We start from the raw sequence: 14,038 nt of genomic DNA on the forward strand, positions 1-14,038 counted from the left end.
AATCTTTTTATTCTTTATCAAACTCCGTTCGATAAATCCCCGTTTTGTTGGGACTGCAAAGGTAAGAATCTTTTTGAATCTGTCAAGCTTTTTTTTATCTTTTTTTAAAGCCCTAAAACCCTAAAAAATAAAACCTCAACATCTCCATCCTTATCCCCCCAGCTTATCAATGTACTAACCCTAACTACACCCCTTATCCTAATCCCTTTCCTCTGTAGCGGGTTGCAAAAGTAGAAAAAAAATCAACCACACAAAATATTTATAACAACTAATTTGTATCAAAAACTTAAACCCCTAAGAAACAAGTACAAAAAGTTTGAAACGAAACAGTTTAATTTAATGAAAGCCGTTTAAAGAAGGTAAATTGTTAATCCTTGCTTCCATACAAGGAGTGCAAAAAGATCTTGTAGGTGCGGTTGAACCTATATTGAAAATAAATAGAATCAAAAATATCTTTGTCACCGTATTTCAGTGTGATATATATAGTGTAGTGAAATACAAAAATTCAATGCTGCTTTATTCTCAAACCTTTTCTATACACTAGTCCTCCAGCTTTATCAAGCTTGGTTTAACTACTACAGATTCTATAAATAGATATAAATGCTCATCAGTCCGGGTCCAAATGCTAATGACTCTGCAAGGATTCGCTCTTCGTTTACACCTAATATAGCATTAATTGTAATTTAATTAGGAGTTAATAAGGAGTTACCAGGGATTTTGTCCCTGTTACCTCCCTGTTAGGTCCCTGTTACCTCCCTGTTACCTCCCTATTAGTTATTAATCAAATATTAACTATACCCAACCATAGGATTAACTTATGATTATCTTTATCAATTCAGAATAAGTAAATATAAAAGGTTTTTCCTGCTAAATTACCAAAGCTCGCTATTTTTGTACTTTGTATAATCCTGCAATAGTAGCACCGCAATTTTAACAACAATTTTCAATAGTCTCATGAGCATAAAAAAACCGTTCTTTAAAAGCCGCAATGGCATATTTGTGATCATTGTAGTGGTACTAGCCTCCGTTATAATTTGGAAAACGTTTACACAACCGGGTACTGAGAGCTTAAAGGGAAACTTTAAACAGGTAGCCTTTTTACGTAATGAGCAAAATACTGGTCCCGTAATAAGGGTATATGCGGTAACCGTAACAGATACTGTTTGGAAAGAAATGGTAGATTTTGGCAATTATATGCCCTACAATAAGTACGGGAATACTAAGGTTTATTACTTTCTAAACAGCAAGCCCTACCCTACCGCCTTGCAGTTGGGCAAAATAAATTTCAACAAACTATTTAATGTGCATTGCCTGGGTATGTACCAAAAGGATTTTATGAGTCAGGTAACGTTTCTACGTACAGATTCTATAAATTAATCTCCAGGATGGTACTCAAAGGGAAGCTGATCGCCAATTCTCTTTTTGGCCCAATAACCCTGTATATAGAAACTGCGGTAATCTACATAGCTTCCTTTTTCATCTATTACTGCATTTTTCAAATAGAGTTGCATAACAGAGCCATCTTTACCCATTTCTTTGGTTATTGCATCCTGCTTGGAAAAATCATCTGCAACAGCGGCCGCTTTAACGTTATGATAGATATAAAGTCGCTGTTTAAACTTTAGCTCTACAAAACTACTGTCTATAGTAAAAAGAAATTGCTCCATGTTAACCGGATTTGGATCTAGCGTTAAGGGATCAAATCGGTTGGTAATATTATATGTTAAGAATCCTTCTGCTCTTGTTGTATTCAAATAGAGAGATCTAAGGTAATGCATTAAAGATCCGTCGTAAGCTTTCTTTCGGTTAACCTTCCATACTGCCTGCTGGTTTTCATCGCCTTGCATGTTCTCAAAAATAGATTCGCCGTCATAGCTTGTAATACCTGTACCACTGTTGAAACGGAAATTTCTTAACAGGTACCTAATCTTATAACCCAGATTTTTATTCTCGATAATTAAAAAGTCGCTGGTTGTAGCCTCCAATAAAGTTTGTTTGGTACTAAATTCTAGCAAATCCAGATTGGTAATCTTACAATTTCTGGCATTTTGAGATTCGCCAAGAAAATTTTTGATAAAGGTTCTGATTTGAGCAGCGCGCTGCGAACCATTACCAATCACTACCTCGGCAAGGATAATCTGCTTTTCTGACAATGTAATATTTACTGCGGCAGACTTATCCTGGATGAGTACATTCTTTTTAACTGATGCAAAGCCGATCATATTGACCACTACCTGGTAAGTACCCGGACTGAGTTTTGGAAAACTAAAACTACCCAAACTATCCGTCTTGGTTATCCTTTTAGAGCCATTTAAAAATACTGTTGCAGCTTCAATTAACTTGCCATCAGCAGTTTTAACCACCCCATTAACAGAAAATAATGTTTGAGCTTGTGCAGCAAAAGAGCCGAAGACTACCGTGAGTAAGCAAAAAAATAATCTCATACTTATATCGCTTTGTAAAAAAAAGCCATTACAACAGCAGCAAAAAACGTGCTTAAAAAGTTAACGAAATTATTGCCCACTCTGCCGCTTCTTTCTAGCCATGCCCCTAAAAATGAATCCATTATGTTACCAGCTAAACCCGCCAGGGCAACCAACAAAGCAATTTTGTTAAAACCAGAAAAAGCCAATCCGACTAATAAAGACCCGATAAAACCAATTAGTGTTCCTTCCAGACTAACTACACCATCTAAACCACGGAGGTCTTTTTTAAATGTGAGCACATTAAAAAATCGGCTTCCGTATACAGTACCCAGTTCTGAAGACAAGGTATCACCAAGCGCGGATGCCAAACTAGCAGCCATCATTGTAAAAAATAGTGGGGCTTGTGGGGGAAAAATTAGCGTACAGGTTGCGATAATAGCTGACATTCCCCCATTAGCAAAAACTTGCCCGGCGGTTCTACCATTTGGATCACCAATGCCTGACTCATATTTTGCTTTAAGTCGCTTTTTGTGACTGGTAGCAACCACGCTTAAAATAAAAAATAACAGCAATAAAAAGACACCTTTTAAATCTGCAGCCAGAAAAACGACAATACCAATTATAGCAGCAAGTGCCGAAGCTAAAGGCGTAAGTTTCTTTATTTTAAGACTGGCTATAATGAATACTACCAACAATGCCGCGAGAAAAATTTCCTTATGCGCCATTTGTAAACCTATACCCGTTTAAGATCCGGCAACCAGTTTACGATAGACCTCTTTATTTGATCGGCAGAAAGACCTTCTGCAACTGCTTTTTTTACAAGGGCAGGAAGTTCATCGTCTGGTGCGAAACGCAAGGCTGCTATTTTGCCGAAGGAAAGCTGGTCTTCAATGGGTTCAAATCTTTCTTTAGTTAACACATAATACCGAAACCTCATTTCTAAAACTATAATTCTGTTTTGCCCAATTAGCGCATAATGCTGTCTAAGCATAAAAGAAAGCCAACCCACCATAAACACTAAAGCAGCAATAAAAATCCATAGCAATTGATTCTCTCCGGAAAATGCTTGGTAAATAGCAATGGCCAGTAGAAATCCTACAACGGGGAAGAAAACAAAATGGTGAGGTGTGTAAAAACGGGTGTGGTTCTTATAGTTTTGCATTACAGCTAATGTTTTAATAAAAATTATTGCTAATATAGATTATATCACCTCGTGTAAGCCCTTTTTTAATACTTTTTGGTCGATTTGTTTTTTAGGATCATTAAGAATGATCTGAACCTTACCATTATACTCAGTAAGTTTACCAAATACGTTAATTTTTTTATGAAGGAATAACTTCAATACATCATCAGCGAAATTTGGGTAATCCTTTTTATCAATAAAAACGGTAAGCAATTGGTTTGGAAACGAACCGCCAATATTTAAAAGCGTATGACTATCAAAAGATCTACCGCTATAAACAGAGTCGACCACGTAGATTTCTTTGCCGACCAATGTTTTCAGATCTTTGTATTCCCTTTTTGCAGTGTTGTTTATAGGAACTGGTTTCTGCGCTTTAAGATTGGTAAAAGCAATTAACAGAAGGACTAAAACTAGTGTAGATTTCATAAAAATTTTAATAAAGATATTAAATTCTTCACTTTCGAATTGACAAAGAATAATAAGAAACCCGAAAGATAAAATCTCCCGGGTTTCTTCCCTTTCCCCTCTTTTCCGTCTCATGTGTGTATCAACCTCACGCCATCCTTCCAAAACCCACCGTCGCCTCACCCGCTTCTGTTTAACAAACGAGAGAATTGAGTAAACAGATGTGGGTTGATATCGCATTTACTTTTCAATGACATAGGATCGGCCTGTACATTTTCATTTGTTAAATAATGTTAACTGCCAAACTGATTATGTAGCTTTTACATAGCTTAGCGTCCTACTATTTTAATTGACGTTATCGTATTATTACTTATCTTTGCAGAATGTTTAAAATTAAACACATAACACTATTAAGTTTTACCATCATTGCGCTTACCATTGCGGGCTGTAAAAGTCAGTTCGAAAAAATAAGAGCAAGTAATGATGTTGCTAAAAAAAACCAGGAAGCAATGCGGCTTTATAATAAGAAGAGCTATAGCAAGGCTTTGATCTTGTTTGAAGACCTATCACAAAAATACAGGGGAAGAGACGGTGCGCAACAGTTAAATTACTATTATGCAATGACCCTTTATAAGTTAAAGGATTACACTACTGCAAGGTACCAATTTAAGGTATTTGCAGATACCTACCCAACCAGTGAGTATGCAGAAGAATGCCGCTACATGAGCGCTTATTGTTACTACCTGGAATCACCAGAGCCAAGTTTAGACCAGGAAAACACCTACAAAGCAATTGATGCACTTCAGCTTTTTATTAACTTTTACCCGAAAAGTGAACGTGCAGTTGAAGCAACTAAATACATAGCAATTTTGCGCACAAAGTTAGAAGATAAAGCATTCGCAAATGCGAAGATGTATTATGAGCTTGGGGGTTATGATATTACCAATTACAAATCGGCCGTAATTGCATTAAAAAATGCGCAGATTGAGTTCCCTGATATTAAATACGCGGAAGAAATGGATCTTTTGATCATAAAATCCCAGTACAATTATGCTAAAAATAGTACAGAAGAGCGCCAGGAAGATAGGTTTAACGAAGCGATAACTTACGCAAATGAGTTTATTGAAGCTCACCCTAAAAGTGAACTAATTGCTGAAGCAAATGTTCTTAAAAAAGATAGTGAAGCAGGCATAGTAACTGTAAAAAACTATTTAGCTACCCAAACTTCAATTAACGAGAAATATAAAGCTCAGCTTTCTAAAGAATCAAAAAATAAAAGAGATACGACTATTAAAACCCCAATAAAATAATGAATACGAATAAACCTGCAATTCCAAATACTACGGTTACAAGAAATGTTAATGATCTTGATCAGAAAACAGGCAACATCTATGAGTCTTTAGTAATTATTTCTAAAAGGGCTAACCAAATTTCAAACAATATGAAAGAAGAATTACATGGCAAATTAGCCGAGTTTGCTTCTTCAAATGACAATTTGGAAGAAATCTTTGAAAACAGGGAACAAATTGAAATCAGCAAGCATTATGAGCGTATGCCTAAGCCTAGCCTTATAGCTGTTGACGAGTTCCTTAATGATAAAATTTATCACAGAAATCCTGCTAAAGAGCAACAATAACACTTTGCATTGGATTAGATTGCATCTATGCATTAATAACCATGCTAAAAGATAAAAAAATATTATTGGGCGTTTGCGGCAGCATTGCAGCTTACAAAGCGGCAACCTTGGTTAGGTTGCTTATAAAAGCTGGCGCAAACGTTAAAATAATTCTTACTGCCGATGCGGCGAATTTCATTACGCCACTTACGCTTGCTACCCTCTCAAAAAATCCAGTATATACCCAATACTTTGAAGCCGAAACAGGTGTTTGGAGTAATCATGTGGAATTGGGGTTGTGGGCTGATTATATGATAATTGCCCCTGCAAGTGCAAATACGATTGCTAAAATGGCAAACGGTTTATGCGACAATCTCTTAACAGCTGTATATCTTTCTGCAAAGTGCCCGGTATTTTTTGCACCAGCAATGGATCTGGACATGTGGAAACATGAAAGTACGCATCAAAATGTGGAAACACTCCGCTCCTACGGAAATACATTGATCTCTCCGGGAACAGGTGAACTTGCCAGTGGTTTATACGGAGAAGGAAGAATGGCAGAGCCTGAAGAAATTGTAAATGCTTTAACGGCATGGGTTCGCAAAGGATTACCATTACTTGGGAAAAAGGTTTTGGTTACTGCCGGCCCAACTTATGAAGCCATTGATCCGGTTCGTTTTATAGGAAATCATTCCACAGGGAAAATGGGCTTTGCAATTGCACATGAATTTAAAAGGTTGGGTGCTGATGTAACTTTGATAAGCGGACCAACAGTCGAAAAAAATGAATCAGGAATAAAGCGGATTGACGTAGTCAGTGCTGCACAGATGCTGGAAGCTTGCAAAGAACAATTTGTGGATGCCGCGATTACCGTTATGTCTGCCGCAGTGGCAGATTATACACCTCGTATCGTAGCAGAACAGAAAATAAAAAAATCTGCAGATGAGTTTAATGTGGATTTAAAGAAAACGGAAGACATACTGGCTACCCTCGGCATGCTAAAAGCGCCGGGACAGCTACTTGTTGGCTTTGCATTGGAAACCAACAACGAAGAAGCACATGCCATTGCTAAGTTGAAGAAAAAAAACCTAGACTTTATTGTACTGAACTCCTTAAATGATAAAGGGGCAGGCTTTAAATCAGAAACCAATAAAATAACTATCTTTAATAAGGCATTTGAAAAGAAGGTATTTGGCATAAAATCAAAAATTGAGGTTGCTAAAGACATCTGCGCTGAGGTGCTAAAGATTGTTTCCCAATGAAATACTACTACGCTTTAATTTTCTTATTGATACTTTGTATTCCTTCTGGATTAAAAGCCCAGGAACTAAATGCAAAGGTGCAGATTTTGGCACCCACCGTACCAAATATTGATAAAAGGAACCTTGAAGTACTGCAAAAAAACATCAGGGAATTTCTGAACAACAACAAATGGAGCAATGAGAATTACACCCCTCAGGAAAGAATTGAATGTAATTTCGTAATCACCATTACAGAATGGGACGGCAACTCCTCCTATAAGGCAGAGGCACAACTCCAATCCAGCAGACCCGTTTATGGCTCTGCCTACAATAGCACCTTATTAAATTTAAGCGACAAAGACTTTGATTTTAATTATACAGAAGGCCAATCATTGGACTTTTCAGATCAAAACTTCATATCGAACTTAAGTTCACTATTGGGCTTTTATGCGTACACAATAATCGGCCTTGATAAAGATAGTTTTAGTCCGCTGGGAGGAACTACTTATTACAAAAAGGCATCCACGCTGCTTAATAATGCACAGGTATCCGGAAATAAGGGTTGGAAGGCTTTTGATGGCTTAAGAAACCGATACTGGTTAAATGAGAACTTGTTAAATAAAGGATTTGAAGAGCTTAGGGTGTTTATCTATGATTACCATTTTAATGGACTTGACAAATTGCAGGACAATACTGGCAGAGGTATAAAGAAGATGATTGGCCTAATTGGGGGTTTAAAACAGATGGACAAACAAAAATTGGGTTCTATTTTTCCGAATTTCTATTTTGCCAGTAAAGCAGATGAAATAGTAAATATTTTCTCCATAGTTACTGGTGATCCTTCTGACCGCCTTAAAGCATACAACATTCTTATTGAGGTAGATCCTGCAAACATTAATAAATATGAAGCTTTGAAAAAAGCCCCTATCCCAATAAACCAAGACAACAAAAACAATTAGTCAGCTATTATGCTCCAAAAACTCACTATCCGTAATTATGCGTTGATTGACAGTGTTGATATTGAACTTGATAAAGGTTTGAACATTATTACCGGAGAAACCGGTGCAGGAAAATCAATTATGCTTGGTGCATTGTCTCTAATATTAGGTCAGCGTGCCGAAACTAAATACTTTTATAATCAGGATAAAAAATGCATAATTGAAGGCCAATTTAGATTAACAGATGATTCCTTAAAAGTACTTTTTGAGGAAAATGATGTAGATTTCTATCAGGAAGCAACATTAAGGCGGGAGATCTCCACAGATGGGAAATCGAGGTCATTTATCAATGACACACCTGTTAACCTGACTGTTATGAAAGCAGTAGGTGAGCAATTAATAGATATACATTCTCAGCATGCCACATTGGAAATAAATGACCCGGCATTCCAACTGTCTGTTGTAGATACTGTTGCCAGTCACGCTGTTTTACTAGGAGACTACCGTAGTCTTTTCAAATCGTATAAGAAAGCCCAACAACAATTGGGTTTAATGAAGACTGCTGCAGATGAGGCCAGAAAAAAACAAGATTATGAACAATTCCTTTTCAATGAACTGGAGGCTGCATCCATAAAGGAGGAAGAACAGGAAAAACTAGAAGCAGAACTTGAATTATTAAACAATTCTGAAAGCATTAAAAGGAACCTACTAACCGCAGCACGGCTACTTGACGATCAGGAGGCTGCAGCTACCTCCTTAATAAAGGATGGCGTTAGTCAGTTACAAGCAATTGAAAATTTTAGTGCAGACTACCTAGCTTTAAACGAGAGACTTAAATCTGTATTAATTGAGGTAAAAGACATCACCGCAGAAATTACCACGCTGGAAGAAGACATTATATTTAATCCAGGTAGGATTACAGACCTCAATAGCCGATTAGATACCATTTACGCTTTGCAACAAAAGCATAAAGTAAATACAACAGTTGAATTAATTGCAGTAAAATTAAAGCTATCTGATAGCCTGGCTGATCTTTTAAATAGTGATGAATCGATTTTAAAACTGGAGAAGCAATTGATTGAGATGATTGCAAAGCTTGAAAAAATGTCTGTTATACTATCTGCAAATAGAAAACTGTCTATTAAAAAAACGGAACAACAGGTTGCAGCAATATTGGTGAATGCAGGGATGCCAAATGCAAAGATTAAACTGGAGCAGCAAGAAATGCCGGAATTTAATAAGGATGGTAAAGATGCTATCAGCTTGCTTTTTTCAGCAAATAGCGGTCAGCCGCCAGCACCTGTTGGCAAAGTTGCTTCAGGAGGTGAATTATCCAGACTAATGCTATCGATCAAGTCTATACTTGCCAAACATACTGCACTTCCTACATTGATATTTGATGAAATAGATACCGGTATATCAGGCGAAACCGCAGTTCGTGTAGGAAATGTTATCGGGGACTTAGAGCAAAACATGCAGGTGATTTGCATTACCCATTTACCGCAAATTGCTGCAAAAGGAAATGCACATTATTTTGTTTACAAGGAAGAAGGCAACAAGCGCACAACAACAGGTATTAAAAAGCTACAAGCAAATGAACGCGTGGCAGTTATTGCAGAGATGTTGAGTGGTAAAAATCCTGGAGATTCTGCCTTGCAAAACGCAAAGGAACTGCTAATGGCAAACTAATTCTTTATCGGTCGTTTCCTCATATTTTTCTTATTTTCGCCAAATTGATCAAAGCATAACAAAACCAACATATATGTACAATTTATTAAAAGGTAAACGTGGTATCATTACAGGTGCATTAGACCAGAATTCTATTGCTTGGAAAGTAGCCGAAAAAGCGCATGAAGAAGGGGCTACATTTGTATTAACCAATGCGCCAATTGCAATGAGAATGGGAGAGATTAATACACTTGCTGAAAAAACAGGTTCGCAAATTATCCCTGCTGACGCTACTAATGTGGAAGAACTAACCAACTTGTTTACCCAATCTCAGGAAATTTTAGGCGGAAAGATCGATTTCGTTTTACATTCTATAGGCATGAGTGTTAACATCCGTAAAAAAATACCTTACACGGAATCGAATTACGATTATTTTATGAAGGGGATTGATGTATCTGCATTGTCGCTGCATAAAATGCTTGCCGTAGCTAAAAAACTGGATGCAATTAACGAAGGTGGTTCTGTTGTAGCATTAACTTATATGGCTGCTCAAAGAACTTACCCATTCTATACAGATATGGCTGACATTAAAGCCATGTTGGAATCCATAGCAAGAAGCTTTGGTTACCATTATGGTGTAGATAAAAAAGTTCGTATAAATACAGTTTCTCAGTCTCCTACTAAAACAACAGCGGGTACAGGTATTAAAGGATTTGGCGATTTCTACGATTTCGCAAATTCAGTTGCACCGCTAGGTAATGCTGATGCCGCGTCGTGCGCTGATTACTGCATTACTTTATTCTCTGATCTTACCCGCATGGTTACCATGCAAAATCTTTTTCATGATGGTGGCTATTCCTCTACAGGCGTTAGCGATAACGTAATGAAAAGATTAGGAGTAGATGCTGACGCATAAAACTAACTTGTAAACTTTCTAATAACAATACTTGATCCCGACGTAAAAAACCGGGATCTTTTCTTTTTGCAGACAACGCTTATTTGGTTACATTAGTACAATGATCCGTCATCTGTTAATGCTTTTTATTCTTGTCGGTTGGTCTTTTTACTGCTGTGGTCAGGAAACTTATTCTATAAAAGGAATAATTAAAGATAAAAAGGGAGAGACCCTGCCTGGTGCTTCCGTTTATCTAAGCGGATATAAGATGGCTACAGTTGCCAATAATGATGGTAAATTTGTTTTGGAAAACCTTAAAGCCGGCAATTACGACGTATTGGTACAGGTAATTGGCTTTCTGCCTCAAACCAAGAATGTGATCATTTTTGATAAATCTGTAAACGTTGAAATCGTACTTGAGGAAAATGTAATGCAGTTAAGTGAAGTTGAAATCAAAGTTGATCCCAACCGGGGATACTACCTCAACCTTTTTAAGAAATCATTTATCGGTGGAACGCCAAATGCTGAGCAATGCATTATAAAAAATCCAGAGGTAATCCGTACAGATTATGATAAGGATACTAAAATACTAACCGTAACTGCAACGGATTTTCTAATTATAGAAAACAAGGCCCTGGGGTATCGGATCAAATACTTATTAACCTATTTCGAGAATGATGGTCGTGAAAATTTACTATTCTATGCCGGACACCCACATTTTGAAGAAATGGAGAAATCTGAGTCCAGAAGAAAGCGGTATAATAAATTAAGAGAAGAAGCATATTTAGGCTCATCACAACATTTTTTTAATTCTCTGTATCACCATCGGACCAAAGAAGATGGATTTATTATCCATAAGGTGGCAAAAGTTCCAAATAAAGACCGCCCTAGTGAGGCAGTGATAAATGCCAATTTAAAACGCTTTATTACCCCCTATACCCGTGGTGCTAAAGTGTCTGATACACCAACAGATTCCGTTAAATACTGGCGTGCGAAAAAGAATGAGCCTTTGATATTGTCTGTTTTAAACAGATCTGAAGTATTGGTAGATACCTTGGTAAAAGATATGTTTAGCGATGTAAAATCCATCAACTATAATGATGCACTTTACATCATTTATACTAAAGAAAAAGAATCAAAAGAGTACACACAGTTTTCAGGAAATAGCGTAACCCGACCAAATGATATTTCAAATTATCAGGTCTCTGTTGTTTATCAGCTTCTCAGACCAGCTAGTTTTTATGAGAATGGTAGCATCTTTGACCCGAGATCACTTTTATATGAGGGATTTTGGGCTTATGAAAAAGTAGCTGATATGGTACCCATGGACTATATTCCTCAGGCAAAAAAGCAATAACTTATTCGTCGAAATACTAATATTATTAGTATTTTTATGGCATGAGCTTGGATAATGATCTTTCAGAAAACTACCATAAAGGCCGTGGTGCCCAATTTAATCCCCACAACAGGTTTGCGAAAAATGATTACGTGAAGGAACATGATGAAGGTATAGATGATTGGGAAGAGGTGGCTCAGAAAACAACATTCATACTTGGACAGTCAAAATCTATCGTAAATAAAGTAGCCAGTCCGGATGTTGGTATGGCCTATTCATTAAATCCTTACCAGGGTTGTGAACATGGATGCACATATTGTTACGCACGTAATACACATGAGTATTGGGGTTTTAGCGCCGGGCTAGATTTTGAACGCAAAATTATTGTTAAAACTGAGGCGCCTGAATTATTTAAAAAGTTTCTTGAGCGAAAAGGATGGGATGCAAGTACCATATCGCTTTCTGGAAATACCGACTGCTATCAACCTGCGGAAAGAAAATTTAAAATAACCCGTCGGCTACTTGAAATTGCCCTGGAATATAGGCAGCCGATTGGAATGATAACAAAAAATTCTTTGATATTAAGAGATATTGACCTACTAAAGGAACTGGCCAGCCTAAACTTATGTATGGTTTACGTATCCATCAACAGCTTAAATGAAGAGCTTAGGTCAAAGATGGAACCTCGAACAACAACGGCCAAGCAACGCTTAAAAGTTGTGGAAGAATTAAGTAAAGTGGGTATTCCGGTGGGTGTGATGGTTGCGCCTTTAGTACCGGGCTTAAGTGACCATGAAGTTCCTGCTTTGTTAAAAGCAATTGCAAATTCAGGGGCTATAGCTGCTGGATATACTATTGTTAGACTTAACGGTACAATTGGTGATATATTTAAAGACTGGTTAAAGAAAAATTATCCGGACAGGTTTGATAAAGTATGGCACATGATCCAGTCTTGTCATAGTGGCAACGTAAACGATAGCAGGTTTGGTGAGCGAATGCGGGGAGATGGGAACATTGCACGGCTGATTAATGACAATTTTAAGCTTCACTGCAGATTGAATCACCTCAATGAAAAAAGAACCGAACTAAACCATAGTCTTTTTAAAGCACCTAAAGTTCAGCTCAGCTTATTTTAAAGTCCTATATTCAATTTTATTAAACCAGAAAATTATCGCATTCCCGGTAAGCCTGAATTACCCTTAACTCTCCTTCTTTTCCCTGTTTCGAATTGCCGTGCTCCATACCCATTACACCTTTATAACCCTTCTCATACAAATGTTTAAAAAGACTCTTATAATTAATCTCGCCGGTGGTGGGCTCATTTCTGCCAGGGTTATCGCCAATTTGAAGGTAGGCAATTTCATCCCAACACCTATCGATATTAACCATTAACTGCCCCTCTGTTCTCTGCATGTGATAAATATCAAATAAAATTTTACAGGAAGGGCTTTGTACTGCTTTACAAACGGCGTAAGTTTCATGAGTTTGTTGAAGAAACAACTCAGGGGTATCGCTAAGCGTTTCCAATACCATCACCAAACCATGGGGTTCAAATATTTCAGCTCCAGCGCGCATCGCATCAATTACATGCGCAAACTGATTGCCATAAGGAAGTTTACGTTCGTAAAACCCGGGTACTACAGTGAGCCATTTTGCATTACATCTTTTTGCTGCTTCTACTGAGCGTTTACAGGTATCTATAAATTTATCTTTAAATTCTTTTTTACCCGTAGTGAGAGATATCTTCCAGTTATCTCCACCATCAACTACGAAAACTCCCATTCGCATTCCTAATTTGGCAAGGAGGTTGCCAATTTTTGTCTGATCTTCTACCGATCTGCCTAAAAACCCGTTGTCTTCTATAGAGCGGAATCCTTGATCGTACATATATTGAATCTGATCAAGAAAGCTATTGCCGGCATTGTTCCTGAACATGCCTTCATGCGGAGCATAATCTAGATTAAAGGCTTTTCCTGCCAGCTTTTCCAGATCAGGTTGTGCGTTAGTCGTAGCAAGTACGCTTGTAGTGGCCCCGGCAAGAACAGCTCCGGTGGCTACAAAACTGTTTCTTAAAAATTCAACTCTGTTCATATGTATGGTTTAAATTTTGGTTATTACTAATTTAAAAAATATTATTCATTCACGATCATCTTTCTAAATCCAGCCGTCATTATATCTTTAACCGCTCCGTGTTTATCGTGATATATCATATAAGCTTCAAGAACTTTTATAGATTTTACAAACTTCAGCCCTTCGTCAACATACATGGCCATAACAGCATTGTCGTAACCATCTGCAGTTATTGCATTCTGGGCATAAAGCGTTACAATA

General features: G+C 37.4%; 14 protein-coding genes. 9 read left to right on the forward strand and 5 right to left on the reverse strand.

The features are described 5' to 3' along the window. The first annotated feature begins 954 nt into the window (after positions 1 to 954). Positions 955 to 1,377: a hypothetical protein gene (locus ACVWYN_RS14725; RefSeq protein WP_457289634.1), complete on the forward strand. Its 423-nt coding sequence runs from the start codon at positions 955 to 957 to the stop codon at positions 1,375 to 1,377. Here the strand turns inward: ACVWYN_RS14725 and ACVWYN_RS14730 are convergent. From ACVWYN_RS14730 to ACVWYN_RS14745, 4 genes are read right to left on the reverse strand one after another with little or no spacing between them, the layout of a single operon-like run. Then, positions 1,374 to 2,444 (reverse strand): carboxypeptidase-like regulatory domain-containing protein, encoded by a 1,071-nt coding sequence (locus ACVWYN_RS14730; protein WP_457289635.1) that lies wholly within the window; start codon positions 2,442 to 2,444, stop codon positions 1,374 to 1,376. The genes ACVWYN_RS14725 and ACVWYN_RS14730 overlap by 4 nt on opposite strands. Before the next feature lie 2 nt (positions 2,445 to 2,446). Next, a complete protein-coding gene (locus ACVWYN_RS14735) occupies positions 2,447 to 3,151 on the reverse strand; it encodes a DUF92 domain-containing protein (RefSeq protein WP_457289636.1) in 705 nt (234 codons plus the stop codon). Between the two features lie 8 nt (positions 3,152 to 3,159). After that, on the reverse strand, positions 3,160 to 3,588 hold the full coding sequence (locus tag ACVWYN_RS14740; protein ID WP_457289637.1) for a DUF6526 family protein: 429 nt from the start codon (positions 3,586 to 3,588) through the stop codon (positions 3,160 to 3,162). Between the two features lie 39 nt (positions 3,589 to 3,627). Then, on the reverse strand, positions 3,628 to 4,035 hold the full coding sequence (locus ACVWYN_RS14745; protein WP_457289638.1) for a hypothetical protein: 408 nt from the start codon (positions 4,033 to 4,035) through the stop codon (positions 3,628 to 3,630). Positions 4,036 to 4,397: 362 nt separating this feature from the next. On the opposite strand from ACVWYN_RS14745, the gene ACVWYN_RS14750 reads away from it, so the two are divergent. The 8 genes from ACVWYN_RS14750 (at position 4,398) to ACVWYN_RS14785 (ending at position 12,843) form a co-directional block, all read left to right on the forward strand. Then, positions 4,398 to 5,324 (forward strand): outer membrane protein assembly factor BamD, encoded by a 927-nt coding sequence (locus ACVWYN_RS14750; RefSeq protein ID WP_457289639.1) that lies wholly within the window; start codon positions 4,398 to 4,400, stop codon positions 5,322 to 5,324. Next, positions 5,324 to 5,650, forward strand: a complete 327-nt coding sequence (locus tag ACVWYN_RS14755) for a DNA-directed RNA polymerase subunit omega (protein ID WP_457289640.1) — start codon at positions 5,324 to 5,326, stop codon at positions 5,648 to 5,650. The genes ACVWYN_RS14750 and ACVWYN_RS14755 overlap by 1 nt, the downstream gene beginning before the upstream one ends. Positions 5,651 to 5,691: 41 nt before the next feature. Beyond that, positions 5,692 to 6,891 carry a bifunctional phosphopantothenoylcysteine decarboxylase/phosphopantothenate--cysteine ligase CoaBC gene (gene coaBC, locus ACVWYN_RS14760; protein ID WP_457289641.1) on the forward strand — a complete coding sequence of 400 codons (1,200 nt, stop codon included), beginning with the start codon at positions 5,692 to 5,694 and terminating at the stop codon, positions 6,889 to 6,891. Continuing rightward, positions 6,888 to 7,829 carry a type IX secretion system protein PorD gene (porD, locus tag ACVWYN_RS14765; RefSeq protein ID WP_457289642.1) on the forward strand — a complete coding sequence of 314 codons (942 nt, stop codon included), beginning with the start codon at positions 6,888 to 6,890 and terminating at the stop codon, positions 7,827 to 7,829. Before coaBC ends, porD begins: the two co-directional genes overlap by 4 nt. A gap of 9 nt (positions 7,830 to 7,838) precedes the next feature. Further along, entirely contained in the window at positions 7,839 to 9,497 is a 1,659-nt protein-coding gene (gene recN / locus ACVWYN_RS14770) for a DNA repair protein RecN (RefSeq protein ID WP_457289643.1), read from the forward strand. A gap of 73 nt (positions 9,498 to 9,570) precedes the next feature. Then, positions 9,571 to 10,392: an enoyl-ACP reductase FabI gene (locus tag ACVWYN_RS14775; RefSeq protein ID WP_457289644.1), complete on the forward strand. Its 822-nt coding sequence runs from the start codon at positions 9,571 to 9,573 to the stop codon at positions 10,390 to 10,392. Between the two features lie 100 nt (positions 10,393 to 10,492). Next, positions 10,493 to 11,728, forward strand: coding sequence for a carboxypeptidase-like regulatory domain-containing protein (locus ACVWYN_RS14780; protein ID WP_457289645.1), 1,236 nt, complete (start codon positions 10,493 to 10,495; stop codon positions 11,726 to 11,728). A gap of 41 nt (positions 11,729 to 11,769) precedes the next feature. Continuing rightward, the gene (locus tag ACVWYN_RS14785) at positions 11,770 to 12,843 is read left to right on the forward strand and encodes a PA0069 family radical SAM protein (protein WP_457289646.1); all 1,074 of its coding nucleotides are present in this window, start codon (positions 11,770 to 11,772) and stop codon (positions 12,841 to 12,843) included. A gap of 19 nt (positions 12,844 to 12,862) precedes the next feature. On the opposite strand, the gene ACVWYN_RS14790 is transcribed toward ACVWYN_RS14785, so the two are convergent. Continuing rightward, a complete protein-coding gene (locus tag ACVWYN_RS14790; protein WP_457289647.1) occupies positions 12,863 to 13,798 on the reverse strand; it encodes a hydroxypyruvate isomerase family protein in 936 nt (311 codons plus the stop codon). Positions 13,799 to 14,038 lie beyond the last annotated feature (240 nt).

Source organism: Pedobacter sp. UYP24, assembly GCF_054057295.1.

Excerpts from the sequence above, each read along its gene's own strand:
- ACVWYN_RS14775 (WP_457289644.1), top strand. The coding sequence starts at position 9,571 with ATGTACAATTTATTAAAAGGTAAACGTGGTATCATTACAGGTGCATTA.
- ACVWYN_RS14725 (WP_457289634.1), top strand. The coding sequence starts at position 955 with ATGAGCATAAAAAAACCGTTCTTTAAAAGCCGCAATGGCATATTTGTG.
- porD (WP_457289642.1), top strand. The coding sequence starts at position 6,888 with ATGAAATACTACTACGCTTTAATTTTCTTATTGATACTTTGTATTCCT.
- ACVWYN_RS14745 (WP_457289638.1), bottom strand. The coding sequence starts at position 4,035 with ATGAAATCTACACTAGTTTTAGTCCTTCTGTTAATTGCTTTTACCAAT.
- ACVWYN_RS14730 (WP_457289635.1), bottom strand. The coding sequence starts at position 2,444 with ATGAGATTATTTTTTTGCTTACTCACGGTAGTCTTCGGCTCTTTTGCT.
- ACVWYN_RS14735 (WP_457289636.1), bottom strand. The coding sequence starts at position 3,151 with ATGGCGCATAAGGAAATTTTTCTCGCGGCATTGTTGGTAGTATTCATT.
- ACVWYN_RS14740 (WP_457289637.1), bottom strand. The coding sequence starts at position 3,588 with ATGCAAAACTATAAGAACCACACCCGTTTTTACACACCTCACCATTTT.
- ACVWYN_RS14780 (WP_457289645.1), top strand. The coding sequence starts at position 10,493 with ATGATCCGTCATCTGTTAATGCTTTTTATTCTTGTCGGTTGGTCTTTT.
- ACVWYN_RS14755 (WP_457289640.1), top strand. The coding sequence starts at position 5,324 with ATGAATACGAATAAACCTGCAATTCCAAATACTACGGTTACAAGAAAT.
- ACVWYN_RS14785 (WP_457289646.1), top strand. The coding sequence starts at position 11,770 with ATGAGCTTGGATAATGATCTTTCAGAAAACTACCATAAAGGCCGTGGT.
- ACVWYN_RS14790 (WP_457289647.1), bottom strand. The coding sequence starts at position 13,798 with ATGAACAGAGTTGAATTTTTAAGAAACAGTTTTGTAGCCACCGGAGCT.
- coaBC (WP_457289641.1), top strand. The coding sequence starts at position 5,692 with ATGCTAAAAGATAAAAAAATATTATTGGGCGTTTGCGGCAGCATTGCA.
- ACVWYN_RS14750 (WP_457289639.1), top strand. The coding sequence starts at position 4,398 with ATGTTTAAAATTAAACACATAACACTATTAAGTTTTACCATCATTGCG.
- recN (WP_457289643.1), top strand. The coding sequence starts at position 7,839 with ATGCTCCAAAAACTCACTATCCGTAATTATGCGTTGATTGACAGTGTT.